The sequence below is a fragment of the Acidimicrobiales bacterium genome, from assembly GCA_041394185.1.
GTDB lineage: Bacteria > Actinomycetota > Acidimicrobiia > Acidimicrobiales > Poriferisodalaceae > JAAETH01.
Genome location: JAWKIQ010000004.1, coordinates 449727 through 473035, shown reverse-complemented (window position 1 = coordinate 473035; position 23309 = coordinate 449727). Strand labels below are relative to the sequence as shown.

Below are 23309 nucleotides of genomic sequence, written 5' to 3'. Positions count from 1 at the left end.
CACTGTCGGTTAGGCCGGGTCAGCCGAGCGCCGCCGCTCCGGCTGCGGCCACTTCTGCGTCCTCGTCGGCCGTGCCGCCCGATACCCCGACGGCTCCCACCAGCACGCCATCTACGAACACGCCCACTCCCCCACCGAAGATCGTCAGGCGCGGGGTGTGGGTGAGGCCGTGAACCAACGCCGGCTGGTCCTTGATGACGTCCCACCACTGTCCGGTGGGCATACCTCCGAACCCTGCGACCGAGTAGGCCTTGTTCGCCGCTATGCCTGCCGACAGCCTGGGCGCCCCGTCCATGCGGGCGGTCACGATTGGCTCACCAGCCGTGTCGGCGATCGCGATGCAGAATGCCTTGCCCATCTGGGTCGCCTTGGCCAACGCGCCGTCGAGCACCTTGCGGGCTCCGTCCAGCGTCAACTCGGCCATGGTTCTGGTGTCACTCATCCCTCGATTGGTACCAGGTAGCCGGCGCCGGGTACCGGGTAGCGTCGTGTAATGGACGTCGGAATGATCGTCGGAGAGGCAACCCCGCTGAGCTGGGATAGATGGCGCCACATCAGCCGACTGGCCGAACGGCTGGGATTCAAGTCGCTGTTTCGGTCCGACCACTACTTCAACGGTGTTCAGAAGGAAGCCATCGACGTCTACCTGTCGTTCGTCATGACCGCCGAAGTCACACAACACATCCGCTTCGGCCCGCTGGTTTCGCCGGTGACGTTCCGCCAGCCGGTGAACGTGGGCCGCATGGCCCAGCAGCTCGATGCGCTCAGCGGCGGCCGTTATGTGCAAGGCCTGGGCATCGGGTGGTTCGAGCCCGAGCACCACATCTACGGTCTGGACTTCCCGCCACTGACCGAACGCTACGACCGCCTCCAGGAGGCGATCGGCCTCATCAGGCAGCTCTGGTACTCCGCCGACGGCCGGTTCGACGGCGACTACTACCGAATCGCCGGAACCGACTCGCAACCACACCCGCCATCGGGCCGTCCCCCGATTTTGATCGGCGGCAAAGGCCCCAAACGAACTCTGCGCATCGTGGCCGAACACGCAAACGAGTGGAACGCCACCCCTATGTCGCCCGCGCAGTATCGAAAGGCGGTGGACGCACTCGAGCAGCACTGCGCCGACACCGGCCGCGACCCGTCGGAGATTCGTCGTTCGATGTTGCTGTTTGCGACCATCGGGCCTGACGACCGCACGCAGCGCATGGCGACGCAGCGGTTCGTCGACATGATGGCCCCCGGAGCGACCATCGAGGAAGCGGTGGCGCGCAACCACATCCCTTGGCGGGGTTCGGTCGACCAGCTGGTCGACCACCTCGGGCAACTCGGCGAGCTGGGGCTACACGAGGTCGTGTTCGAGCACTTCTGCCACGAGGAAGACACCATCGCCGAATGGCTGGCAGCCGAGGTGGCGCCACAGCTCGCGGACCTGTAGGAAGTGTCCATGGTCGAATTCGCCGTCAAGACACCGCCACAACACGGAACATGGAATGAGTTCCTCGATGTGTGGCGCGCCACCGATCAGTGCGACACGTTCGCACAAGCCTGGAACTTCGACCACTTCTACCCTCTGGTTGGCGACACCCACGGCTCGTGTCTGGAGGGCTGGACGATGCTGGCCGCCCTGGCCCAGGCCACCACGCGCATACGCATCGGCACGATGGTCAACGGCATGCACTATCGGCACCCGGCCGTCACGGCCAACATGGCCGCAACCGTCGACATCATCTCGGGCGGGCGCCTCGACCTGGGCCTGGGTGCGGGCTGGAACATCGAAGAATCAGACGCCTACGGAATAAACCTGGGAACGGTCAAGGAGCGCCTCGACCGCTTCGAGGAGGGTGTCGAGGTGATAGCGCGGCTGTTGACACAAGAGGTCACAGACTTCGGGGGCCAGTACTTCACCATCACCGACGCCCGATGCGAACCCAAGCCGGTGCAGAACCCGCTTCCGATCCTCATCGGCGGCAGCGGCCGCCGGCGCACGCTGGCGGTGGTGGCCAAGTGGGCGCACAAGTGGGACGCCGGCTTCGGTTCGGTCGACGACTGGCGCGAAAAGAACGACGTGCTCATCGGCCATTGCGAGCGCATAGGCCGCAACCCCGCCGAGATCAAGCGCACCGCCCACATCGCATGGGAGGCGGGCGCCGATCCGGCGCCGTTGGCCGAACAGGCTGCGGTGCTGGCCCGGGCGGGCGTCGACCAGGTGATCTTCTCGATGCGCGGCCCCTACGTTGCCGCCGAGGTCGAACCCCTGGGCCACGCACTGGCGGCGCTGTAGCCAGGTCGCGGTCCGGCGGGCGCTCAGCTCAACGCGGGCAAGCCGTCGATCGAGACCGCGTTCTTGGTCGCCCAATACTGCGCGATCTCGTCGTCGGTGCGCGCCTCGCCCCAGTCGGCCAGGGTGTCGCGCTCGGAGACGAAGTCCATGTACGGCACGGCGAATCCACATGACGTCGAGGTACGGTCGATGTCGGCGACGATGATCGACCGCACAGCCCCTCGCGGCTCGAACAGCGCCACCAGCTCGTCCCAGCCGGGTTCGCCGGGCATCACAACGCGCCCGGTGCCATAGAAGCGGAGTACCCCTTGGGCGACAGGTTCACCCGGCCACCGTCGCTGGGAGCTGTTGCGACGAAGAACACGTGCTGGGCCTCGACGAAGCTACGCATCGCATCGGTGATCTGCTGGAAGGCTCTACCCATCGGCCCATGGTCACACAGCGCGACGGCTGCACCGAAACGATTACCGGTCTAGCCTCGGCGTCGATGTCGAGCGACTTTCACCGAACCTGGTTGTCCGATGCTGCCGCTGCCCGAGAGCAGCAGATCTCAGATGCCACCCGCAGGCTCTCGACGGGTCATAAACGCGACCTGATCGAGGCGCTCACCGAGCGGAGCAGGACGATCCACGAGCGCGAATGCTTCAACCTGAATCCGGCCAGCAACGTCATGAACCCGCGGGCCGAGGCACTACTGGCGGCGGGGCTCGGGACCAGGGCATCACTCGGTCACGCCGGCGACAAGTACGAGGTGGGCCTCGAAGCCATCGAGGAACTCGAGGTCATGACCGCCGACCTGGCGTGCGACCTGTTCGGCGCCCGCCACGCCGAGATCCGTGTCGCATCTGGCGCCATGGCCAACCTGTACGCGTTCCTGGCTTGTGCCCAGCCCGGCGACGCAGCGATCGTGCCGCCGCCGAGCATCGGCGGTCATGTCACCCACAACACGGCGGGTGCGGCCGGACTGCGCGGACTCCAAATCCACGAGGCACCCATCGATGGCGCCAACTACACGGTCGACGTCGACGGCGTTGCCGAGTTGGCGCGTCGGGTCAGGCCCAAGATCATCACCATCGGCGCCAGCCTGAACCTCACCCACCACCCGGTCGCCGAGCTCCGACAGATCGCCGACGAGGTCGGGGCGTACCTGCTGTTCGACGCCGCCCATCTCTGTGGGGTCATAGCGGGCGGTGCGTGGCCCAACCCGCTCGAACAGGGTGCTCACATCATGACCATGAGCACCTACAAGAGCCTGGCCGGGCCGCCCGGCGGGTTGTTGTTGATAAACGACGACGATCTCGCACGCCGCATCGACGCCATTGCCTATCCCGGGCTCACCGCCAACTTCGACGTCGGTCGAACCACAGCGTTGGCCATGAGCCTCGCCGATCTGGTCGATTTCGGCAGCGACTACGCGGCGGCCATGGTCGACACCGCATCGGCCCTGGCGGCCAGCATCGGTGAACGCGGGATCGATCTGTTCACCACCGGCCAGGGGCCGACCCGGTCACACCAATTCGCCTTGCGCGCCGAGCCGTGGGGCGGGGGTCACGCAACGGCCGTGCGGTTGCGCGACGCCAATCTGCTGACGTGTGCGATAGGGCTGCCCGATGGCGAGGGTCTGCGGCTGGGGACACCCGAGCTGGTGCGCTGGGGAATGACAGTGGGCGACATGGACCGGCTGGGAGACCTTCTGGTTCGCGCCCTACAAGACGAACCGGCTTCGGTCGCGTCCGAGGTCAGCGCCCTGCGTCGCCGCTATACCCGGGTTCACTTCTGCAGCTGACCAGCGGGTGGTGCCGGTCTCGACTGCACCATGGCAGCCACCGCCGCAATGTGCTCGGGATGGATGCTGCAGCACCCACCCACTATCGAGGCGCCGAGGTCCAGCCACGAGCCGACCATCGATGCGTACACCTCGGGAGTCAGATCGTCGCGGCGTTCCAGGAGGGCCTCGTTGGCCGCATACTCCTTGACCTCGTCGCGAGGTACGAACCCGTTGGCGTAGGCACCGAAACGGGCCGGAGAGCCCGCGGCTTCAAGGGTTGCGGCCAGCTCGGGCAGGGCCATGTCGATGGCTTCGGGCGCAGCGCAGTTGAGCAACACGGCCTCGGCACCAAACCCGACTGCGGCCTCCACCCCAGCCGCGACCGATTCGCCAGACCACAAGACGGGGCGACCGTCGACGAGGTCGTCGTGCAGCGAGAACGAGAACCAACGGGCCCTGGTGGTCTCGAATCGGTCGAGGGCCTCTCCGATCGCCACGGCCTCTGCGACCGAGCCGATGGTCTCGGCCAACCACAGGTCGACGTAGGGCGCCTGCGCCTCGATCAACATGTCGAGCATCGCGGGAGCTGCCTCGGCGTCGAACAGTTCGGGCTGGTACGACCCGAACACCGGCGGAATCGACGCAGCGACGAGCACGTGCTCGGAGCTGGCATCGGCGGCGCGGCGGGCCAGTTGGGCAGCCAGCGCTGCCAGCTCGCGCCCTCGACCGCGGAACCGTTCGGCGCCGATGTGAAAGGGCACCACCGCATAGGTGTTGGCGATGATCAGCCTGGCGCCGGCGTCGATGAAGCTGGTGTGGGTTCTGGCAACCAGCTCGGGTGCCTCCATGAGCGCCAGCGCCGACCACTCTGGCTGGCGAAACGGTGCCCCGTTGCGTTGCAGCTCCTTGCCCATTCCCCCATCCATCACGAGGGTCACCACATCGGTCATGGGCAAACAGTAACCACAGTTCGATCCTGTCAGCCGAACAGGAGTTGACTACCGGCATCGACGTGGGCCGCGAACAGCTCGTCGGCCGGCTCGAACGCGTTGTTCCAGGTTCCGAAGAGTTCGAAACCGATGAAGCCGAACAGCGCCGTCCACAACATCGTGCCCAGCACGAACGCCTGATCGTCGCGGTCCACACCGGCGAACTCGGCCAGGTTGTCGAACTGACCACCCAGCACCTCTGGGACCTCGACCTGCACCGTTTGGCGGCTGGCCTCGCGCAGCTCGGCGACCATGCGGATGGTGCGCGTTGCTCCACGCGTAGCCGGGTCGATGGTGTCGGCCGGCGCCTGGTAGCCGGGCACCGGCGTTCCGTACAGCAGGGCGAACTCGTGAGGGTTCTGTTTGGCCCACCCGCGCACAGCGCCGGCGATGGCCGCCCACTTCTGTGGTCCGGTTTCGCCCGCCGTCTCCAGCGCTGCGTCGACGCTGTCGGCCAGGGCCGTGTAACCGTCGACGATCAGGCGCGTCAACAGTGCGTCGCGGCTCTCGAAATAGCGGTACACGGCAGAAGACGCCATACCCAGATCGCGCGCCACCGCCCGCAGCGACAGATCGGCCGGCCCCGTCTGGGCCAGCTGGGCGCGCGCCGACTCGACGATCTCGGCCGTCAACTCGGCCCTGGCACGTTCTCGGGCGGTTCTGGGAACGGCGTTCGGGGTGCTCATGTCTTCGATTGTGACGTAATTCGAGAGCAGTGACAACAATTGCGAGCAGTGCTCTTGCTTTTCTTGTTCCGTTGCCGCAGAATCACAAACGAGAGCAGTGCTCTCCCAAGTGATCAGCGCTCACAAACCGAGCAGGAAGAGAGATCGAAAATGTCGACCCATGTAGTGATCGGAGCCGGAGCAGTCGGCCGAGGGCTGGCTCGAGAGCTGGCACAGATGGGCCACGAGGTCATCGTGGTGACCCGGTCGGGTTCCGGGGGCGAGGGCCCCAACGTGACGGCGGTGGCAGCCGATGCGACCGACGCCGAGCGCCTGGCATCGATAGCCCAGGGCGCCGACGCCATCTACAACTGCGCAAACCCCCAGTACCACCGGTGGACCACCGACTGGCCGCCGATCTCACAGGCCACCATCGCCGCGGCCGAGGCCACCCGTGCCCGGCTGGTGATCATGAGCAACCTGTACGCGTACCCAAAGGGGGCCTCGCCCATGCGGGCCACCGACCCGCTCGACCCACCCAGTGTCAAGGGAGCGGTGCGAGCCCAGATGTGGCACGACGCACTCGAGGCCCATCGGGCCGGTCGCATCGAGGCCGTCGAGGTGAGGGCCAGCGATTTCTTCGGCCCCGGTATCGGCACCGAGGGGCACCTGGGAGACAGGGCCCTCAAGCCCGCACTGGCCTCCAAGACCGTGAGGATGCTGGGCAACCCCGAGCTCGCCCACAGCTGGACATATATCGGCGATGTACATGCGACGCTGGCGGCGCCGGCACCCGTGAAGGCGTGTCGGGCCGGGCGTGGATGGCACCAACCCTCGAACCCAAGTCGGCGACCGAGATGATCACAGCGATATGCGCGCCGGCGGGGGTCGACACCCCGGCGGTTCGGTCGATCCCCGCTGGGCGGTAAAGGCCGTAGGGGTGTTCTCCAAGCCGCTGGGCGAGCTGATGGAGGTGGCGTACCAGTTCGACGCACCGTTCTTCGTCGACTCGTCCGACACCACTGAGGCGCTCGGGCTGCACCCGACTCCTCTCGCCGATCAGGTTGCTGCAACCATCGAGGACTACCGGCGAGGCAACTCCAAGGCGGCCTGAGCGCCCCGTGCACCAACGCGATCTAGCCTCGTCGCGGTGACAGGCATCCGCACCCAGGTCGTTGGCACCATCAGTTCGGTCGGCTTCGACGGGCCCCACCGGTTCGTCGTGGGGTGCTGGCACCACACCCCCATCGGCCCCTTTGCCGACGTCATGTGGGCCGACCCCGACGGTGGGCGCACGCTGCTTGCGGGTTCAGATGAAGCGGCCCGGTTCATCACCGCGATCTACCAGTTCGATTCGGTGAAGGTCGCTCCGCTGGACGTGTTCTCCGACGGTCGGACAACAAGGGTCGACGGGCACGGGCTGAAGCTCGAGTTGATCGGCGGGCGGCGGGTGCCACTGCCGCCCCGGCGGCCGCTGTGGCTGACCCGCTTCGTCGAGAGCCCCATCGCCCGACTGACCATGGGGGTGCAAACCCACGGCGTCAGCTTCCACGGGGCTACCGAGTGGTACCAGTCGTCCGGCTGGCGCTGGGTCAGGCAGGCCGGCGGATCCCTCGGCGGCGAGTCGCTGGGTCCGATGCGACCGGTGCGACCGGCGGTGGGCGTGGGCTTCAGCGAACCACCGGCGCGGCCGTCGATCGTCAGCGTCCGAACGGTCATAGACCTGCCCGCCGACGTCGCCTTAGGGTTGGGCCTGTGAGCATCGAATCTGCCGAGGCGCACAGCGCGCTCGAGCGCCTGCGACCGATCTGTCTGGCCCTGCCCGAGGTGAACGAACGCCCCAGCCACATGACTCCCACGTTCTTCGTGCGAGACAAGAAGGTGCTGTGCCACCTGTGGGAAGACCATCACGGCGACGGTCGGCTGGCCATCTGGGCGCCTGCGCCCGCCGGTGTTCAGGCCGACCTGGTCGAGCGCGAGCCACAGCGTTTCTTCGTCCCCCGCTATGTAGGCCACCGCGGGTGGATAGGCGTTCGCCTGGACGTAGATGTCGACTGGGACGAGATTGCCCACATCGTCGCCGACGCCTACCGCATCGCTGCCCCGAAGTCGTTGGTGAAGCTGCTGGACGACCGGTGACCGGTCAGCCGAACCCGCGCGAATCCTGCTTGAGGGCGGTGTCGATGGTCAGCGCCGAGGCCACCACCAGCGAGCGCAACGGGTCGGCCAGCGGCTCGTGCACCTGCAGCACATAGTTGTCTGCGGTGGTGAACAGGGTTTGGCGAGGCCTTCGAACGTCTTGGTGATGCGGGCGACCTCGCGGCCTGTGGCGTCCTGCAGCGAGAAGTTCCAGGCCCGCCAGTTCTCAGCCTGGATGCCGCCGATCTCCTGATCGGCCACCACGTATGCAAACCGGATCTTGCCGAACACGTTCTGCTGGACGATCTGACCCACCTCGTTGCCCAGCCCGTCGCTGACGACCACCCTCGACTTCATGAGCTTGGCCGGCCGGGTGACCTGCAGAACCACGGCGCCGCTGCCATCGACGACCTGAAGCTTGTGGGTCATGAACTGATCGACCGAGGCAATGACCCTGAGCACCTTCTTGGCCGTGCTCTGCCCCACCTGGCGCACGGCACCGATCTGTGCGCCGTCCTTGTCGTATATGGCGTACTCGTTGTTGACCTCGATCAGCTTGGCTTTCTGGTTGACGACCAGAATCGGTTCGCCGAACAGGGTTCCGTCGCCGGCAAACGCAGCATCGCCAGCGGCGCCGCGCTTTTGTGACTGCCTGGCGTGATCGGCAACCTGCCCCTGGACACGGTCGGGCCTGTCGGTGCCCGACACGGTCTTGGGGGCACCCGTGGGCGGGTCGACCGCCTGCACCCCGTTCGACGACACGTGCTCGGTCCACTTGTCGCCGTCCCAGTAACGATGTTCGTGGCGGCCGAGTGGGTCTGGGTACCAATCGGCCTTGGGCTTGCCTTCGCCGGAGTCGTTGAGGTCGGTCACGTAGTCGAGCCTACCGACCACCCTGGCGCCGGGTGGCGAGGCCGCTCAGGCCGACGCGATCAGGCCAACCGACAGCAAGGCGAAGGCGACACCCACAATCTGAACGCGCTGAAGCCGTTCGCCGAACACGATGCGAGCCCACCCCACCGTGGCCGCAGGGAACATCGAGGTCAGCACCGCCGCTGTCGACACCGATCCGATCTGTGTGGCGGCCACGAACATTGCGTTGGCGCTGGCGCTCAGCACCGCGACACCCAGCACGGGTGGCCAAGCGGTTCGGGGAAGCCTGAACGGTGTGCGCGTGGCCGCTATCACCACCAGCAACACGACGGCGCCGGCAGCACGTGTCGCCGCCACCGACCACAGGCCGCCGTCGTCGGATGTGCGCGACAGGCACAGCAGCAGCATGCCGAGACCCAGCGCCCCGCCGAGGCCGTATCGAAGGCTGACCCCCACCGAGGCCGACGAACTCGACCGTTCGAGGCTGATCAGTGCAATGGCGAACAGCCCGACCACGATTCCTGCCGTCGCCCGACCCGAAACACCTCCGCCGGTCGCCAGATCGAACAGCACGGGCAGAGCGGCCGCCCCGACACCGGCAACGGGGGCCGCTATCGACACCCTCGCCACCGCGTACCCCGCGTAGATCGACATCAGCCCCATGGCACCGCCGACGCCGCCGAGTGCGCCCAGCAACAGGTCTGACCCGTTGATCTGGCCGCCATCGACCCATGCGATGCCGATCGCGACCAGCATCGCCAGAGCCTGGCTGACCGCGGTGACCACCACCGCGGCGGCCTTGCGGCTGCCGAAACCGCCGAGAAAGTCGGACGTCCCGGCGAACAGGGCCGAGCCCAACGAAAGCAGTATGTTCACGGCGCCAGACAATATGGGCTCAGGCGGTGGGAACCGCGAGCCAGACTCGTTACGTCCAAGGAGGCGTGATGTCACGAGCACGGACCTGGTTTGCCATCGCCCTGGCGCTGACCCTGTTGGGCCTGGCAATAGGGCCTGGATCCGGCGAGCAGAGCGAGCCCGACGATTCGACGGTGGCGGGCGGCCCGTCGGTGCAGTTGCCCGACAACATGAGCATCGTCGAAGCGGGGTACAGACCTTTGAACGTACGTTTGAGCGAAGGGGCACCGACCCTGGCCGAGGTCGACGACTCGGTCGTCGTCGCCGACGGCGAACCGCTGACCGACCAACAGATCCAAGCAATCCTCGACCGGGTCGGCGGCGAGCCGCTGCAGGGAACCACCTCTGAGTTCGAGCGGCCGGCCGAGACCCTGGCGCCACCCCTGGTTGCCGAGAACATCGAGCAGACGTTCCCTCCCGCCGGCACGTCTAGCGACACCCCAGATGTGCCAGAGGGTCCGCTGCAGGTTCTGCGATATACCCCAGAAGGCGCCGTCGACATCGCCCCCTTCATCACGGTGGTGTTCAACCAGCCGATGGTTCCGGTGGCCACCCTCGACCAGCTCGACGACGTCGAGGTGCCGATCTCGATAGAGCCGGCCATCGAGGGCAAGTGGCAGTGGATCGGCACCAACATCGCCCGCTTCGACCACACCTCAGACGTGGTCGACCGGCTGCCGATGGCCACCTCGTACACGGTCACGATTCCGGCAGGAACCACATCACAGACCGGCGGCGTGTTGGGCGAGACGGTGAGCTTCGGCTTCGAGACACCACCAGCACGGGTGGTCCAGCTGACACCATCCGACGAACAATTGCGGACCACCCCGGTGTTCGTCGCCACATTCGACCAGCTCGTCGACCCCGCTGCGATCTTGGCGGTCACCTCGGTGACCGCAGCCGGCGCACCGGTGAAGGTCAGGCTGGCGACCGACGAAGAGATCGCCGCGGACGAACAGGCCCAGCGCCAAACCGGCAGCTCGCCCGATGGTCGCTGGGTTGCGTTCACCCCAACCTCGCCCATGCCAACCGACGCGCCGGTGGTCATCGACTTCGGGCCCGATCTGCCGTCGGCCGAGGGGTCGCTCACGAACGACCTGCAGCGCTTCACCGCCCGCACCTATCCGCCGCTGCGCTACGTGCGGCTCAACTGCTGGTGGGACGGATGCCCGCCGCAGTCGCCCTGGGGTCTCGAGTTCAGCACCCAGCTCGACATCGAAGCCTTCGATCCTGCCTGGGTCAGCGTGTCTCCGGAGGTGCCTGGCTTGCGTGCAGTCGCCGACTGGCAGAACATCACCATCACCGGCGCGTTCGCAAAGGAAACCACCTACCGGGTCACCATCGATGCAGCGCTGGCCGACGTGTTCGGCCAGACCTTGGGCGAGGATCTCACCGTAGAGGTCAGGGTCAATTCACCTAGGCCCCAGCTGCACCAGATCGACCAGCAGATCGTCACAATCGATCCGTACACCGACACGCCCACGATCGAGATCTCGTCGGTCGAGCACGACGAGCTGCGGGTCACCGTGTTCGATCGCACGGCGGACCAGTGGAGCGACTACCGCGGCCTCCTCGACGACCGCTACAGCGAGCAGTGGAAGCTGCCCGATTGGCCGGTGGCGTTCACCCGAACCATCGATGTCGAGCGGGGCGAAGGGTATGTAGACGTCACCTCCATCGACCTGTCCGATGCTCTGGGCGATGGGCCGGGTCACGTCGTGGTCGTTGTCGAGCCGGTACGGCGCATCACCGGCGACGATCGTTGGGACAACCGGCCGATAGTGGCGTGGGTGCAACGCACCGACATCGGCATCGACGCGTTCGCGACACCTGGGGCCGTCGTGGTGTGGGCAACCGACCTCGCCACCGGCAGCCCGATCGAAGGTGCCGATGTTCGCCTCACCCCATCTGGCCGTCAGGGCAGCACCGATGCCGAGGGCCTGGTCGACATCGACATCTCCGGCAACCAGGGCTACGAGTACGAGGGGCTGGTGCTTGCCACGGTCGGATCCGACACAGCGCTGCTGCCCCATTGGGGCTGGGATCGCAACGCCGCGGTCGACCGCCTGGTGTGGCACACGTTCACCGACCGGGGCATCTACAGGCCGGGCGAAACGATGCGTCTCAAGGGATGGGTTCGCAATCTGACCCTGTCCGGCAACGCCCAGATCGAGCTGTTCGATTCGGGCAGCAATGTCGCCTACACCGTCTGGGACCCACAGGGCAACGAGCTGGCAAGCGGCACCACAGCGTTGTCGAGCCTCGGAGGCTTCGACCTGGCCGTCGACATCCCGGCCGGTTCGAACCTGGGCTACGCGTGGCTCGACCTGTCGATCCCCGGCCGCGATTCCTACGGCACCCAGTTCCGCATCGAGGAGTTCCGCCGCCCCGAGTTCGAGGTGCGCACGTGGCCCGACTCGCCCGGCCCGTACCTGCTGACCCAGCCCGCCACGGTCGGTGTCGAAGCCGAGTACTACTCGGGCGGACCGCTGAGCGATTCGTTGGTCGAATGGCGGGTTTCCACCAGCGACGCGTCGTACTCGCCCCCCGGACACGACGAGTTCCACTTCGGCGTGTGGACACCCTGGTGGTGGTACGGCGGCATCGCCGAGGGTGGCGGTTTCAACGAACGGATCTACGGCGACGAGTACTTCATCGGGCCCGGCTTCGGCTCGCCCGATGTCGAGACCTTCGTGGGGCGCACCAATGCCGCAGGTCAGCACTATCTGCGCCTCGACTTCTTCGACGGCACCGACGACCTGCCATCGACGGTTTCGGCCCAGGCCACGGTCTATGACGTCAACCGCCAGTCGGTGGCGTCGAGCACCGACCTGCTGGTGCACCCGGCCCAGTGGTATGTGGGCTTGAGGTCGCCCGCCAACTTCGTGCGCCCTGGGGAAACGCTCGAGATCGAGGCCCTGGTCGTCGACATCGACGGCGCCGTGGTCTCTGGTGCTGGTGTCAGCATCGAGCTGGCCCGCACCGAGAACCGGTACGTCGGCGGCGAATGGGTCGACGTGGCGATAGACCCCGAAACGTGCGACGTCGTCTCGTCGAGCGATCCGGTCGTGTGCAGCTTCACCCCTGTGGTGGGCGGCACCTATCGGGTGAAGGCCGTCGTCACCGACGAGGCGGGCCGAACCAACCGCAGCGAGCTGACCCGCTGGGTTTCCGGCGTCAGCGCCCGGCCTCAACGCACGCTCGAGCGTCAAGAGCTGACCTTGGTGCCCGATGCCGAGACCTACGCCCCCGGCGACACCGCCGAGATAATGGTGCAGGCCCCGTTTGGCGAAGGCACCGGGCTGCTGACCATCACCCGCAACGGAATCCAGAGCACCAGCACGTTCGAGTTGGCCGACGGATCTGCGATCGTTGCCGTGCCCATAGCCGATGACGACATACCCAACCTGGGTGTGCAGATCGATGTTGCCGGTTCGGCCGAGCGCACCGACGACCAGGGCAACCCGCTCGAAGGTGCACCGGCGCGGCCCGCCTATGCGACGGCTCAGATCAACCTCTCGATTCCACCGGCGGCCCGCACGCTGACGGTCGACGTGTCGCCTGCTGACGAGGCCACCCTTCCGGGCGCCGACACCAGCGTTGCGGTGTTGGTCACCGATACCGACGGCAACCCGGTCGAGGGTGCCGAACTTGCGGTTGTGGTGGTCGACGAGGCCGTGCTGGCCCTCACCGGCTATCAGCTGCCCGACCCGCTGGCGACGTTCTACGCCGACATCCAATCGCTGATGTGGACCATGTATGGCCGCGCCAGCCTGGTGCTTGCGAACCCAGACCAATTCGACCAGGCCGCGGGTGGCGATTCGGGCGCGTCGCCAACCACCACGATCGAAACCCTGACGTCGGCCGAGTTCAGCGAAGAAGCTGATGCCGACGACGCCGGTGGCGACGGGGCCGCACGCTCAGGGGCGGTCGTCACGGGCGACTCGCCCATCGACGTCCGCACCAACTTCGACGCACTTGCGATCTTCGCACCCCAGGTGGTCACCGCCGCCGACGGCACAGCAACCGTCGACGTGGCGCTGCCAGACAACCTGACCCGATATCGCGTGATGGTCGTAGCCGCCCACGGCGACAACCGCTTCGGCAGCGGCGAATCGAACATCACGGCCCGCCTGCCCCTTCAGGTACGCCCGTCCGCGCCCAGGTTCGCCAACTTCGGCGACCGGTTCGAGCTGCCGGTCGTCATCGCCAACCAGACCGCGCAGCCCATGACGGTCGACGTGGCGGTCGAGGCCGCCAACATGGCGCTTCCCGGCGTTGCCGGCAAGCGGGTGCAGGTGCCGGCCAACGACCGCGTCGAGGTCAGGTTCGACATGACCACCCAGTCTGCGGGGCAGGCCCAGATACGCATGGCAGCAGTCGCGGACTGCGCACTGCCCGAAGGTTGTGCCGATGCCGCACAGGTGAGCCTGCCCGTGTACACACCGGCGACCAGCGAAGCGTTCGCCACCTATGGGGTAGTCGACGAAGGCGCCGTGGCCCAGGACGTCTTGACACCGACGGGCGTCATCGACCAGTTCGGCGGGCTCGAGGTCACCACGTCGTCCACGGCAGTGTCAGCGCTGACCGACTCGGTGCTGTACCTGTGGGACTACCGCTATGCCAGCTCCGACGCGCTGGCCTCCCAGATCATGGCGATCGCTGCACTGCGCGACGTGCTCGACGCATTCGACGCCGAAGGTCTGCCGCCGTCCGGTCAGATCGACTCGGCCGTCGACCGCTATCTCGACGAGCTTGTGGCACTGCAAACCGGCGACGGAGGCTTTGCGTCGTGGAGCCGCATGTGGGGCTCCAGCGTCTATCACTCGATTCAGGCCACACACGCAATGGTCATAGCCAAGAACGCCGGCTACGACGTCGCTGCTGGCCCACTCGACCGAGCCCTCGGATATCTGGTCGATGTCGAAGTGCACTTCGAACCCGAGTGGTCACAAGACGTAAAGGACTCGTTGAGTGCATACGCGCTTTACGTCCGTGGCCTGGCGGGACAACCCGACCCCGGCAAGGCGTTGGCGCTGTACCAGCGCGCCGGCGATTCGCTGCAGCTCGACTCGGTCGCACAGCTGTGGCCGTCGATAGACGACACTCAGACCCGATCTGCCATCGAACGCCGCATCGTCAACTCGGCGGTCGACACCGCTGGTGCGGCCACCTTCAGCACCAGCTATGGCGATGACGCCTACGTCATCTTGCATTCCGACCGTCGCTCCGACGGTGTGATCCTGGGGTCGATGATCAGCGAGGTGCCAGACAGCGACCTGATACCCAAGGTCGTCAACGGCCTGCTCGGCAGCCGCACCGCCGGGCGCTGGAACAACGTTCAAGAGAACGCGTTCATCCTGCTGGCGCTCAACGACTACTTCGCCACATTTGAGTCGACCGAGCCCGACTTCGTGGCCCGGGCATGGCTCGACCAGCTGTACGTGGCCGAACACGCCTATTCGGGTCGATTGGTCGACGGGGCCAAGACACTGGTGCCGATGGACCTGTTGACCGGTTCAGACGCCGACTCGGCCCGACTGACCTTGGCCAAGGACGGCGAGGGCCGGCTGTACTACCGCATCGGTCTCAGGTATGCCCCGGCCGACTTCGTGCTCGAACCCCTCGACAGGGGCTTCGTGGTTACACGCACCTACGAGGCCATCGACGACCCCGACGACGTGTGGCGCGACGACTCGGGTGTGTGGCATGTGAGGGCCGGAGCCGACGTCAGGGTCAAGCTGACGATGACCGCCGAGAGCCGCCGAACCCAGGTAGCCCTGGTAGATCCGATGCCCGCGGGCTTCGAGGCGCTGAACCCCTCGCTGGCCACGACGGGGGTCGTCGACGACGGCACCGGTGAGTTGGCGCCGGCCCGCAGCTGGTGGTGGTGGAACTGGTTCGAGCACCAGAACCTGCGCGACGACAGGGCCGAGGCCATCACCTCGTACCTGCCTGCGGGCACCTACGACTATTCCTACGTCGTCAGGGCAACCACACCCGGAACGTTCGTGGTGCCACCGGCGCGGGCCGAGCAGATCTACGAACCCGAGACGTTCGGCCGATCGGCATCGCTGACCGTCACAGTCGAGGACTGAATGGGCACAGTCGAGGACTGAATGGGCACAGTCGAGGACTGAATAGGCACAGTCGAGGACTGACCTCCCTGCTCGGGCAGGTCAGTCCTGCTCGAACAGCGAAGGCGGAAAGCCGCCCTTGCTGACCGGGCCCCAGCGGGTCGGGTCGACCAGGATCACCGACTTGCCCTGGTCGGCCATCGCCTGGCGATACTCGTCCCAGTCGGGGTGCTCGCCCGAGATACAGCGGAAGTACTCGACCAGGCCGTCGGCGGCTTCTGGCATGTCCAGCACCGTTGCCTCACCGTCGATCTGCACCCACTCGCTGTTGAACTCTGGGCCCATCACCAACACCGACACATGGGGATTTCGCCTGGCGTTGTTGACCTTGGCCCGTTCGGGGTAGCTGGCTATGGCAAGGCGCCCGTCTGCCGTCATGCCACCGGTCACCAGGCTCAGCTGCGGCCGGCCGTCGGCGCGGGTGGTGGCCAGCACCCACCGGTGTTTGCCCGCCACGAAGTCGGCGAGCTCGGCTGCTGAAACCCGGCGGTCGCCCGACATGTGGGCGGCCCTGCGGTCGTCTCTGGGGATCTTCTTGACCATGGGCCCATCATGGCGGTTGATACGCCGTCGAGCGCGTAGTGTCGGTGCACACGACATCAAGGAGTGACCAGATGAGCGACCACGTCTATTGGATTCTCGCAGCCACGGTCAAGGACGGTCAGCGCGACGAGTTCGACGCGGTGAAAGACGAGCTGATCGAGGCCACGGCCACCGAGGAAGGCTGCCTCAACTACGAGTGGAGCGAGGGGCCAGACGGCACCATCCACATCCTCGAGCGCTTCGCCGACTCGGCGGCCGCAATGGCGCACATGGCCAACTTCGGACCGTTTGCCAAGCGGTTCATGACCTGCCTGACCGTCAATTCGTGGACCCTCTACGGCAGCCCCGACGAGACGGTCCAGAAGGCACTCAGCCCCATGGGCGCTGTTCACTACTCGTCCATCGGCGGCTTCAGCAAGTGAGCTCGTGACGCTGCTTCGCCTCGGAGCAGCGATGGCGGCGGTGGCGATCGGTGTCGACCGGCTGCACTACAGAGCCGGCCGGGCCGCTCCCCCGCCGCCCCATCCGAAGCACCCGGTAGTCGTGGTGCTCGGGTTTCCAACCATGCCCAGCGGCCAACCATCGCCCGTGCAGCGATGGAGGGTCGCCCGGGCGCTCGAAGTGCTGCGACAATTCGACGGCGCTCGCCTGATCTGCTCGGGCGGCGCCGTTGCCAATCGATGGGTCGAGGCCGAGACGATGGCGGCTCTGGCCGTGTCGGGCGGGGCCGACCCCTCGCTGGTGGAGATCGAGGGCGAGTCACCCAACTCTTGGGAGAACGCCGCCAACACCCGCGACCTGGTCGCCAATTGTGACGCCGTGGTGCTGGTGTCAGATCCGCTGCACGCCGCCCGCGTGCGCTCTTACTGGCTGGCCCAAGAACCCGCGGACGAGGCCCGCGTGTTCGTCGCCGATGTCGATCGGTCGTGGCGAGACCTGTGGATCTTGACACCCGCGGCCACCATCGAGATCGCCCGCCGCCTGCGCGATCTGCTGCGCTGACCCCGATTCCCAAAGGGCCAGGTTTGGTGCCGGACGGCGTTGCGCGGGATGCTTCGCCGATGCCAGACGACGTCGTTTTGTACGAAGAACGAAACGGCATCGCGATCGTCACCATCAACCGACCCCAGAAGAAGAACACCCTCACCGACGCAGTGATCCAAGGGGTCGCAGACGGTGTCGACAAGGCGGCGGCATCGCGGTCGGTGGCGGCTGTGGTGCTGAGGGGTGCGGGCGACACGTTCACCGCCGGCTACGACCTCACCGACAGATCGGGCTGGCCCCAGGTTTACGACGCCGAGGGCCCCGAGCCGCGCGAAGGGGCCTGGGATCCGGTCCGCGACTATCAGTTCATGGGCAACAACGTGCGCCGTTTCATGCGCATCTGGGAATGTCCCAAGCCGGTGCTGGGCGAGATCAAGGGCTGGGCGGTCGGCGGCGCCACCGACCTGGTGCTGTGCTGCGACCTGCTGTTCATGGCATCAGACGCCCACATCGGATACGCACCCAGCCGAATCTTCGGCACGCCCACGACGATGATGTGGGTCTATCGCCTGGGTCTCGAACACGCCAAACAGTTCCTGCTGACCGGACGCGCCATCGACGCTGCCACCGCTCAGCGCATCGGGCTGGTCAGCTACGTCCATCCCCCAGAAGATCTGGCCGAGGCGATCGAGGCCGAGGCGATGCGCTTCACGAACATTCCCGGGAATCAACTCGCCCTCAACAAGATGCTGATAAACCAAGCGTTCGAGAACATGGGCCTTCGCACGACCCAGATGCTCGGCACCTTCTTCGACGGCATCACCCGACATACCGAAGAGGCCTACCGCTGGGTCGAAGAGTTCGACACCAAGGGGTTCAGGCAAGTGATCCGCGAACGCGACGAACCCTGGCAGGACTATGGCGAACGACCGCACTGACACCCATCAGCCCCAAGTCCCCGACGACAAGATCAGTCGCCAGGCATGGCTTGCGCTTTCGGTGGCCACGCTGACCACCTTCCTGGTCGTCATCGACATCTCGGCGGTGAACGTTGCGTTCCCGTCGATTCAGGACGACTTCGAGGTGTCGCGCACGTCCCTCAGCTGGGTCGTGTCGTCGTACAACATCGTCGTCGGTGCTCTGCTGCTCAGCGCCGGCCGCCTCGCCGACAGCGTCGGCCGCCGCAAGGTGTTCCTGCCCGGCGTTGCCCTGTTCGGTTTTGGTTCCGCGCTGTGCGGCATCGCCCCCAACCACCAGTTGCTGATTGCGGCCCGGGTGCTGCAGGCGGTGGGTGGCGCTGTCACCATGGCGTCATCGTTCGCCGTGATGCTGCCCGAGTTCGCTCCGTCCAAGCGCAGCACCGCCATCGGCATCGCGGGGGCCACCGGATCTCTGGGTGCGGTAACCGGGCCTGCACTGGGCTCGGCGCTGATCGACGCGTTCAACTGGCGCGCGATCTTCCTCATCAACGTGCCGCTGTGCTTGCTGGTGCTGGTGCTGGGCCCCCGCTGGCTCAGCGAATCGAGCGACCCCGACGCCACCGGGCGCATCGACTTGCTTGGCGTGCTGATCGGCACCGGCGGCGTGTTCTTCGTGATGTTCGGCATCGTGCAGAGCGAGACCTGGGGCATCGACGACCCCAGAGCGGTGGCGGCCATCGTGTTGGGTCTGGTGTTGTTGCCCCTGCTGGTCAGGCGGTCGCGCACACATCCCGAACCGCTGATCAACCTCGACCTGTTCCAGTACGCCTCGTTCCGCAGCGTCAACACCAGCGTTGTTTTCTATGGCCTGGCATTCACCTCGGGCTTCCTAGTCAACTCGCTTGTGCTGCAAGACCTGTGGGGCCAATCGATTCGCACCACCGGCCTGGCGTTGATGCCCAGTCCGCTGATCGCAGCGGTCATCTCACCGATCTCGGGCAGCGTCGCCGACCGCATCGGCCACCGGTGGGTCTTGGCCTTCGGCACAGCCTCGCTGGGCGTGTGTTACCTGCTGTACGTGCTGTTGCTGGGCGACGATCCCCAGGTTTGGAACCGATTCGTGCCCATCAGCCTGATCTCGGGCCTGGGCGTCGGCACCACCGTCGCCACGTGGTCGAGCGCCGGTGTAGCCGACATCCCGCCTTCGAAGTTCGGCGTTGCGGGCGCCACCTTCAACACCCTGCGGCAGGCTTCGTATGCGCTGGGAATCGCCATAACCGTCACCCTGGTGGCGTCGGGTACCAGCGAGCTCGACTTCACCGGCTACCAGCGGGCGTATGGATTCGTGGCGATCGCATACTTCGTTGCCGCCGCCGTGGTCGGCGTCACGTTCCCCGCGGGTTCCAGCCGCGACCGCGCCGCAGCTCCGACCCCAGCCCGAACGCGCTGACTCGCAAGTGTCTGTCCCTGGCGCCCCTATCGGGGCGCCGGGACGACACACCTCGTCACACCATCACGAACCGACGACGGATTGCGTCGCGCGTGGCCCTGTCAACACCGATCGAGTCGAGCCAGGGGTCGAGATCGCCCACACCTCCGACGGGATCGAGGGCGTCGATGATCCACCTGCGGTCGGCGCCCGCCATGCGGTCGAGCTTGTGCGGCTCGAGTTTGGCCATCTCCGGAAACCGGGCCTCCATGTCGGCCCGGACGGTTCCCATCGCCGCGGCGCTCAACTCGAAATCCTCGAAGGCATCCTCTGGGTCGACGCCAGCGATCATCTGGACCAGGAACGCGATGAAACCGGTGCGATCCTTTCCCGATGTGCAGTGGAACACCATCGGCTGATCTGTTCGGGCGAACAGCTGAAGCGGGGTGGCCAGGAGGCTGTCGGCCACCTCGACGATCATCCTGAACACCACACTCATCGGATCGTCGGCCTCGAATACCTCGTTGTCGCCCGGCCGTTCGGCGGCCACCGGCGGCCCGAAGCCCGAGTCGACGTGATGCCATTCGATGCTCGAACCCTCGAAGGCAAACCGACCGTGGCGCTCTAGTTCGGCCAACGACCGCACATCGACCACCAGGCCGATGCCCAGCGAATCGAGGACCGTGCGACCCCGTTCGGTCAGACGGTCGAGTGCAGCCGAGCGGTACAAGACACCGGTGCGAGTCTTGCCCCCGTCGCGGGTGTGGCGACCGCCGACATCGCGAAAGTTGAAGGTGCCGTCTACTTCGATGAACGGGTCGATGCCTGGGTCGATGAAGAGATCTGCCATCGCCGGGCGATGCTAGGTGCCGCGGCCTACAACCCGATGAACACCGGGTTGCGTTTCGGCCAACAAAGGTCGGTACCGATTTGGACCAACCGCACTGTCTCGGCGCCCCGATAGGGGCGCCAGAGACAGACACTTCCGAGTGGGCGGGGCGGGGCTAGGGGGTCGGTGGGTAAGGGGGTCACCTTTGGGCGGGCCACGACACGGCTTCGGCTTCCAGCGCCGCGGCGAGCTCGCTGACCAGGTCGCCGAGCAGCTCGGACGCGACCTCCGACGGCTGGCCCGGCGCCACCCTGGCGACCGTGTTGCCCTGGGCAAGCGCGGGCAACCGTGACGACCTGGGCCATTCGATGACGTTGCCCCCCACCGCCCGGCGGCTGAGAAGGGCGACACCGAGGCCCGCTTCGACCGCGGCCAAAACGCCCGCCGAGCTGGGCCCAGAGAAGGCCGTCCAGTAGTCGATGCCCGCGGCATCGAGCGATGCCCGGGCGATAGGCCCGTAGAACCCCCTCGGGCCAAAGGTGATCAGCGGCACGTCGCCCGTTGCGTAGGGCGCATCGGGAGAGCACACCCACACCAGCTCGTCGCGAACCAACACGACGTCACCCTTGGGAACCTGCTCGCCCAATTGCAGCACGGCGATGTCGAGTGCGCCCCTGCGCATCATGTCTTCGAGGTCGAGGTTGCGGTCGACGAAGAACTCGACCCAGGCCTCGGGATGGCGTCGGTTGAAGCCCGCCAGCACCGCGCTGACACACACCGAAGACACCTCCTCGGTCGCCCCCAACCTGACGCGCCCGGTTAGGTCAGACCGAGACAGCCGATCGACCAGCTCATCGTGGGCCTCGACGATGCGCCGCGCCTCCTCCATCACCAGGGCGCCGTCACGGGTGGGACGCAACGAATGCCCGGTGCGCACCAGCAGCGGTCGGCCGACCTTGTCCTCGAGCCGCTTGATCTTCCAGCTGACAGCCGACTGGCTGAGGCCCAGGTGCACGGCCGCCCTGGACGGCCCACCAAGGTCGAGTACAGCGAGAAACGTGCGCAGCGATTCGGTATCCAGATTCACCTGCCAACTATGACAAAAGTTGATGAAAAGTAGAAGATGTTGGATGTTGTGTCATGTCGCTGGTATGCCGACACTGAAGACATGAAGACCACCGCACCCAACTCCCCCAAGTCGATCCAGGCGATGGTCCGCGAGACCATGGGCCCCGGATACCAGTTCGCCGTGCCTGCCACGCGTCTGTTCGAACGCCTCAGCCACCATGCCGCCACGGCCAGCCACCCTTCGAACGAACGCTAGAACCAGCTGCTTGACCCCCTAGCTGGGCGAGCGACCCATCGGGCATACACTCTGCGCCGATGGTTGCCCGACGATCAGCACCAAAACCCAAGGCCATCGTCGGCTGGCGAGAATGGGTCGCTCTGACCGAGCTTGGCGGTGCTGTGGTCAAGGCCAAGGTCGACACCGGGGCCCGCACGTCTGCGATCCACGCCTACCGCATCTCCACGTACGAGTCCGACGGCCTGACCATCGCCAGGTTCCAGATCCATCCGGTTCAAAAGCGCAAGCGGCCGGTGCTGGCGGTCGAAGCACCGGTGGTCGACAGACGCCACGTGCGCAGCTCGAATGGCAGCGTCGAGGAACGGTTGGTGGTGCGCACACCGATCGAGATGGGCCAGCACCGGTTCTCGATCGATCTCACCTTGACCAACCGCGACGAGATGGGCTTTCGCATGCTGTTGGGCCGCTCGGCCCTGAAGCGCCGCTTCCTGGTCGATCCGGGCCGGTCATACGTAACGGGCAGGCCCGCCGAAGATTCCGAGACGGCGGCAGGTTCGTGAACCCGTATTCGATAGCGGGCGCCACCATCGATCCGGGCACACGTTCCGAACTGGAACTCAGGCCGGCGCAGCTGCCCTCGGGCGGCTGGATGTCGATACCCCTGGTGGTACTCCATGGCGTGACCGAAGGCCCCACCATGTGGCTGACAGGTGCCATCCACGGCGACGAGATCGTCGGAGTCGAGATAATCAGGCGGGTCCTCAACACCGCCGACCCCACCAAGATGGCAGGCACCGTGTTGGCGTGCCCTGTGGTGAACGTGCCAGGCTTCGCCAATTCCGAGCGCTACTTCCCCGACAGGCGCGACCTGAACCGCTCGTTCCCCGGGTCCAATCGCGGCTCGCTGGCTTCGCGGTTCGCACGGGTTTTGATGGACCAGGTCATTCGTCGCGGCGACGTCGGCATCGACTTCCACACCGGCTCCGACCACCGGGCAAACCACCCTCAGATTCGCGCCGATCTGTCGGACCAGTCGACCTCGGACCTGGCCCATGCCTTTGGCGCGCCGCTGTCGATACACGCGCGCGTTCGAGACGGGTCGCTACGCGAGGCGGCCGTGAACGCCGGAGTCACCACCCTGCTGTACGAGGGCGGCGGCGCCTCCAGGTTCGACAGCCAGGCGGTCGAGGTGGGCACGGCGGGGGTGCTGAGGGTGATGCAACGAATAGGCCAACTGCAACCCGGCGACCAGTCGACCAGCGAACCGCCCGAGACCACCGTCGTGCGACGCTCGCATTGGGTCAGGTCGCCGCGAAGTGGCATCGCCAGAGTCGAGGTCGAACTCGGCCAACACCTGGTGCCGCGCCAACCGGTGGCGACGGTGACCGACGCGTACGGATCGTGGGAGTGGACCATCAGGGCCCGTTCTCACGCGGTGGTGATAGGCAGGAACGAGCGCCCGGTGGTGCATCAGGGAGACGCCCTGGTGCACCTGGGCACCCCCGTAGACCAAACCCAGGACGGCTGACGA

Annotated in this window: 25 protein-coding genes; 15 read left to right on the top strand and 10 right to left on the bottom strand. The window is 66.3% G+C overall.

Translation table 11 applies throughout. From position 1 onward, the window contains the following. Positions 1 to 19: 19 nt before the first annotated feature. Entirely contained in the window at positions 20 to 442 is a 423-nt protein-coding gene (locus R2770_20090) for a heme-binding protein (protein ID MEZ5282766.1), read from the bottom strand. A 51-nt stretch (positions 443 to 493) separates the two neighbouring features. On the opposite strand from R2770_20090, the gene R2770_20085 reads away from it, so the two are divergent. Continuing rightward, positions 494 to 1435: an LLM class flavin-dependent oxidoreductase gene (locus tag R2770_20085; protein MEZ5282765.1), complete on the top strand. Its 942-nt coding sequence runs from the start codon at positions 494 to 496 to the stop codon at positions 1433 to 1435. 9 nt (positions 1436 to 1444) lie between these two features. Beyond that, on the top strand, positions 1445 to 2281 hold the full coding sequence (locus R2770_20080) for a TIGR03560 family F420-dependent LLM class oxidoreductase (protein ID MEZ5282764.1): 837 nt from the start codon (positions 1445 to 1447) through the stop codon (positions 2279 to 2281). 23 nt (positions 2282 to 2304) lie between these two features. Here the strand turns inward: R2770_20080 and R2770_20075 are convergent, their stop codons facing one another. Together R2770_20075 and R2770_20070 are read right to left on the bottom strand one after the other, a co-directional pair. Continuing rightward, complete coding sequence (locus R2770_20075; protein MEZ5282763.1) at positions 2305 to 2553, bottom strand: hypothetical protein; 249 nt, start codon at positions 2551 to 2553, stop codon at positions 2305 to 2307. Continuing rightward, complete coding sequence (locus R2770_20070) at positions 2553 to 2705, bottom strand: pyridoxamine 5'-phosphate oxidase family protein (GenBank protein ID MEZ5282762.1); 153 nt, start codon at positions 2703 to 2705, stop codon at positions 2553 to 2555. The genes R2770_20075 and R2770_20070 overlap by 1 nt, the downstream gene beginning before the upstream one ends. A 63-nt stretch (positions 2706 to 2768) precedes the next feature. Between R2770_20070 and R2770_20065 the strand changes: the two genes are divergently transcribed. Next, positions 2769 to 4067 (top strand): aminotransferase class I/II-fold pyridoxal phosphate-dependent enzyme, encoded by a 1299-nt coding sequence (locus R2770_20065; protein MEZ5282761.1) that lies wholly within the window; start codon positions 2769 to 2771, stop codon positions 4065 to 4067. Here the strand turns inward: R2770_20065 and R2770_20060 are convergent. After that, entirely contained in the window at positions 4052 to 4999 is a 948-nt protein-coding gene (locus R2770_20060; protein ID MEZ5282760.1) for a homocysteine S-methyltransferase family protein, read from the bottom strand. The two genes, R2770_20065 and R2770_20060, sit on opposite strands and share 16 nt — an antisense overlap. A gap of 29 nt (positions 5000 to 5028) precedes the next feature. Beyond that, positions 5029 to 5724 (bottom strand): TetR/AcrR family transcriptional regulator, encoded by a 696-nt coding sequence (locus R2770_20055; GenBank protein MEZ5282759.1) that lies wholly within the window; start codon positions 5722 to 5724, stop codon positions 5029 to 5031. Between the two features lie 150 nt (positions 5725 to 5874). Here R2770_20055 and R2770_20050 point away from each other — a divergent pair, with 150 nt between their 5' ends. Genes R2770_20050 through R2770_20035 form a run of 4 tightly spaced genes read left to right on the top strand, consistent with a single transcriptional unit; the run spans position 5875 to position 7842 of the window. After that, positions 5875 to 6564 carry an NAD-dependent epimerase/dehydratase family protein gene (locus R2770_20050; protein MEZ5282758.1) on the top strand — a complete coding sequence of 230 codons (690 nt, stop codon included), beginning with the start codon at positions 5875 to 5877 and terminating at the stop codon, positions 6562 to 6564. A 10-nt stretch (positions 6565 to 6574) separates the two neighbouring features. Continuing rightward, positions 6575 to 6817, top strand: a complete 243-nt coding sequence (locus R2770_20045; GenBank protein ID MEZ5282757.1) for a hypothetical protein — start codon at positions 6575 to 6577, stop codon at positions 6815 to 6817. Positions 6818 to 6853: 36 nt separating this feature from the next. Continuing rightward, positions 6854 to 7462 (top strand): hypothetical protein, encoded by a 609-nt coding sequence (locus R2770_20040; protein ID MEZ5282756.1) that lies wholly within the window; start codon positions 6854 to 6856, stop codon positions 7460 to 7462. Continuing rightward, on the top strand, positions 7459 to 7842 hold the full coding sequence (locus R2770_20035; GenBank protein MEZ5282755.1) for an MmcQ/YjbR family DNA-binding protein: 384 nt from the start codon (positions 7459 to 7461) through the stop codon (positions 7840 to 7842). The genes R2770_20040 and R2770_20035 overlap by 4 nt, the downstream gene beginning before the upstream one ends. A 48-nt stretch (positions 7843 to 7890) precedes the next feature. On the opposite strand, the gene R2770_20030 is transcribed toward R2770_20035, so the two are convergent. Beyond that, complete coding sequence (locus R2770_20030) at positions 7891 to 8715, bottom strand: phospholipid scramblase-related protein (protein MEZ5282754.1); 825 nt, start codon at positions 8713 to 8715, stop codon at positions 7891 to 7893. A 45-nt stretch (positions 8716 to 8760) separates the two neighbouring features. After that, a complete protein-coding gene (locus tag R2770_20025) occupies positions 8761 to 9591 on the bottom strand; it encodes a DMT family transporter (GenBank protein ID MEZ5282753.1) in 831 nt (276 codons plus the stop codon). Positions 9592 to 9659: 68 nt separating this feature from the next. On the opposite strand from R2770_20025, the gene R2770_20020 reads away from it, so the two are divergent. After that, positions 9660 to 15728: an alpha-2-macroglobulin family protein gene (locus R2770_20020; GenBank protein ID MEZ5282752.1), complete on the top strand. Its 6069-nt coding sequence runs from the start codon at positions 9660 to 9662 to the stop codon at positions 15726 to 15728. A gap of 81 nt (positions 15729 to 15809) precedes the next feature. Here the strand turns inward: R2770_20020 and R2770_20015 are convergent, their stop codons facing one another. Next, entirely contained in the window at positions 15810 to 16310 is a 501-nt protein-coding gene (locus tag R2770_20015) for a PPOX class F420-dependent oxidoreductase (GenBank protein MEZ5282751.1), read from the bottom strand. A gap of 71 nt (positions 16311 to 16381) precedes the next feature. Between R2770_20015 and R2770_20010 the strand changes: the two genes are divergently transcribed. Genes R2770_20010 through R2770_19995 form a run of 4 tightly spaced genes read left to right on the top strand, consistent with a single transcriptional unit; the run spans position 16382 to position 19664 of the window. Continuing rightward, complete coding sequence (locus R2770_20010; protein MEZ5282750.1) at positions 16382 to 16732, top strand: antibiotic biosynthesis monooxygenase; 351 nt, start codon at positions 16382 to 16384, stop codon at positions 16730 to 16732. Between the two features lie 4 nt (positions 16733 to 16736). After that, entirely contained in the window at positions 16737 to 17312 is a 576-nt protein-coding gene (locus tag R2770_20005) for a YdcF family protein (protein MEZ5282749.1), read from the top strand. A gap of 59 nt (positions 17313 to 17371) precedes the next feature. Then, positions 17372 to 18232 carry a crotonase/enoyl-CoA hydratase family protein gene (locus R2770_20000; GenBank protein ID MEZ5282748.1) on the top strand — a complete coding sequence of 287 codons (861 nt, stop codon included), beginning with the start codon at positions 17372 to 17374 and terminating at the stop codon, positions 18230 to 18232. After that, on the top strand, positions 18213 to 19664 hold the full coding sequence (locus R2770_19995; protein ID MEZ5282747.1) for an MFS transporter: 1452 nt from the start codon (positions 18213 to 18215) through the stop codon (positions 19662 to 19664). Before R2770_20000 ends, R2770_19995 begins: the two co-directional genes overlap by 20 nt. A 55-nt stretch (positions 19665 to 19719) precedes the next feature. Here R2770_19995 and R2770_19990 read toward each other — a convergent pair whose 3' ends face one another. Together R2770_19990 and R2770_19985 are read right to left on the bottom strand one after the other, a co-directional pair. Next, positions 19720 to 20493 carry a tyrosine-protein phosphatase gene (locus R2770_19990; protein MEZ5282746.1) on the bottom strand — a complete coding sequence of 258 codons (774 nt, stop codon included), beginning with the start codon at positions 20491 to 20493 and terminating at the stop codon, positions 19720 to 19722. A gap of 178 nt (positions 20494 to 20671) precedes the next feature. After that, entirely contained in the window at positions 20672 to 21559 is an 888-nt protein-coding gene (locus tag R2770_19985) for a LysR family transcriptional regulator (protein MEZ5282745.1), read from the bottom strand. 81 nt (positions 21560 to 21640) lie between these two features. Between R2770_19985 and R2770_19980 the strand changes: the two genes are divergently transcribed. Genes R2770_19980 through R2770_19970 form a run of 3 tightly spaced genes read left to right on the top strand, consistent with a single transcriptional unit; the run spans position 21641 to position 23306 of the window. After that, a complete protein-coding gene (locus tag R2770_19980) occupies positions 21641 to 21796 on the top strand; it encodes a hypothetical protein (GenBank protein MEZ5282744.1) in 156 nt (51 codons plus the stop codon). Positions 21797 to 21855: 59 nt separating this feature from the next. Beyond that, on the top strand, positions 21856 to 22338 hold the full coding sequence (locus tag R2770_19975) for a RimK/LysX family protein (protein MEZ5282743.1): 483 nt from the start codon (positions 21856 to 21858) through the stop codon (positions 22336 to 22338). Further along, positions 22335 to 23306, top strand: a complete 972-nt coding sequence (locus R2770_19970) for a succinylglutamate desuccinylase/aspartoacylase family protein (GenBank protein MEZ5282742.1) — start codon at positions 22335 to 22337, stop codon at positions 23304 to 23306. Before R2770_19975 ends, R2770_19970 begins: the two co-directional genes overlap by 4 nt. The last annotated feature ends 3 nt before the right edge of the window (positions 23307 to 23309 follow it).

What these genes read in the sequence shown, in the direction of transcription:
- R2770_20090 (MEZ5282766.1), bottom strand. Translation starts at nt 442, where the DNA reads ATGAGTGACACCAGAACCATGGCCGAGTTGACGCTGGACGGAGCCCGC.
- R2770_20085 (MEZ5282765.1), top strand. Translation starts at nt 494, where the DNA reads ATGGACGTCGGAATGATCGTCGGAGAGGCAACCCCGCTGAGCTGGGAT.
- R2770_20080 (MEZ5282764.1), top strand. Translation starts at nt 1,445, where the DNA reads ATGGTCGAATTCGCCGTCAAGACACCGCCACAACACGGAACATGGAAT.
- R2770_20075 (MEZ5282763.1), bottom strand. Translation starts at nt 2,553, where the DNA reads ATGCCCGGCGAACCCGGCTGGGACGAGCTGGTGGCGCTGTTCGAGCCG.
- R2770_20070 (MEZ5282762.1), bottom strand. Translation starts at nt 2,705, where the DNA reads ATGGGTAGAGCCTTCCAGCAGATCACCGATGCGATGCGTAGCTTCGTC.
- R2770_20065 (MEZ5282761.1), top strand. Translation starts at nt 2,769, where the DNA reads ATGTCGAGCGACTTTCACCGAACCTGGTTGTCCGATGCTGCCGCTGCC.
- R2770_20060 (MEZ5282760.1), bottom strand. Translation starts at nt 4,999, where the DNA reads ATGACCGATGTGGTGACCCTCGTGATGGATGGGGGAATGGGCAAGGAG.
- R2770_20055 (MEZ5282759.1), bottom strand. Translation starts at nt 5,724, where the DNA reads ATGAGCACCCCGAACGCCGTTCCCAGAACCGCCCGAGAACGTGCCAGG.
- R2770_20050 (MEZ5282758.1), top strand. Translation starts at nt 5,875, where the DNA reads ATGTCGACCCATGTAGTGATCGGAGCCGGAGCAGTCGGCCGAGGGCTG.
- R2770_20045 (MEZ5282757.1), top strand. Translation starts at nt 6,575, where the DNA reads ATGCGCGCCGGCGGGGGTCGACACCCCGGCGGTTCGGTCGATCCCCGC.
- R2770_20020 (MEZ5282752.1), top strand. Translation starts at nt 9,660, where the DNA reads ATGTCACGAGCACGGACCTGGTTTGCCATCGCCCTGGCGCTGACCCTG.
- R2770_20015 (MEZ5282751.1), bottom strand. Translation starts at nt 16,310, where the DNA reads ATGGTCAAGAAGATCCCCAGAGACGACCGCAGGGCCGCCCACATGTCG.
- R2770_20010 (MEZ5282750.1), top strand. Translation starts at nt 16,382, where the DNA reads ATGAGCGACCACGTCTATTGGATTCTCGCAGCCACGGTCAAGGACGGT.
- R2770_20000 (MEZ5282748.1), top strand. Translation starts at nt 17,372, where the DNA reads ATGCCAGACGACGTCGTTTTGTACGAAGAACGAAACGGCATCGCGATC.
- R2770_19995 (MEZ5282747.1), top strand. Translation starts at nt 18,213, where the DNA reads ATGGCGAACGACCGCACTGACACCCATCAGCCCCAAGTCCCCGACGAC.
- R2770_19990 (MEZ5282746.1), bottom strand. Translation starts at nt 20,493, where the DNA reads ATGGCAGATCTCTTCATCGACCCAGGCATCGACCCGTTCATCGAAGTA.
- R2770_19980 (MEZ5282744.1), top strand. Translation starts at nt 21,641, where the DNA reads ATGAAGACCACCGCACCCAACTCCCCCAAGTCGATCCAGGCGATGGTC.
- R2770_19975 (MEZ5282743.1), top strand. Translation starts at nt 21,856, where the DNA reads ATGGTTGCCCGACGATCAGCACCAAAACCCAAGGCCATCGTCGGCTGG.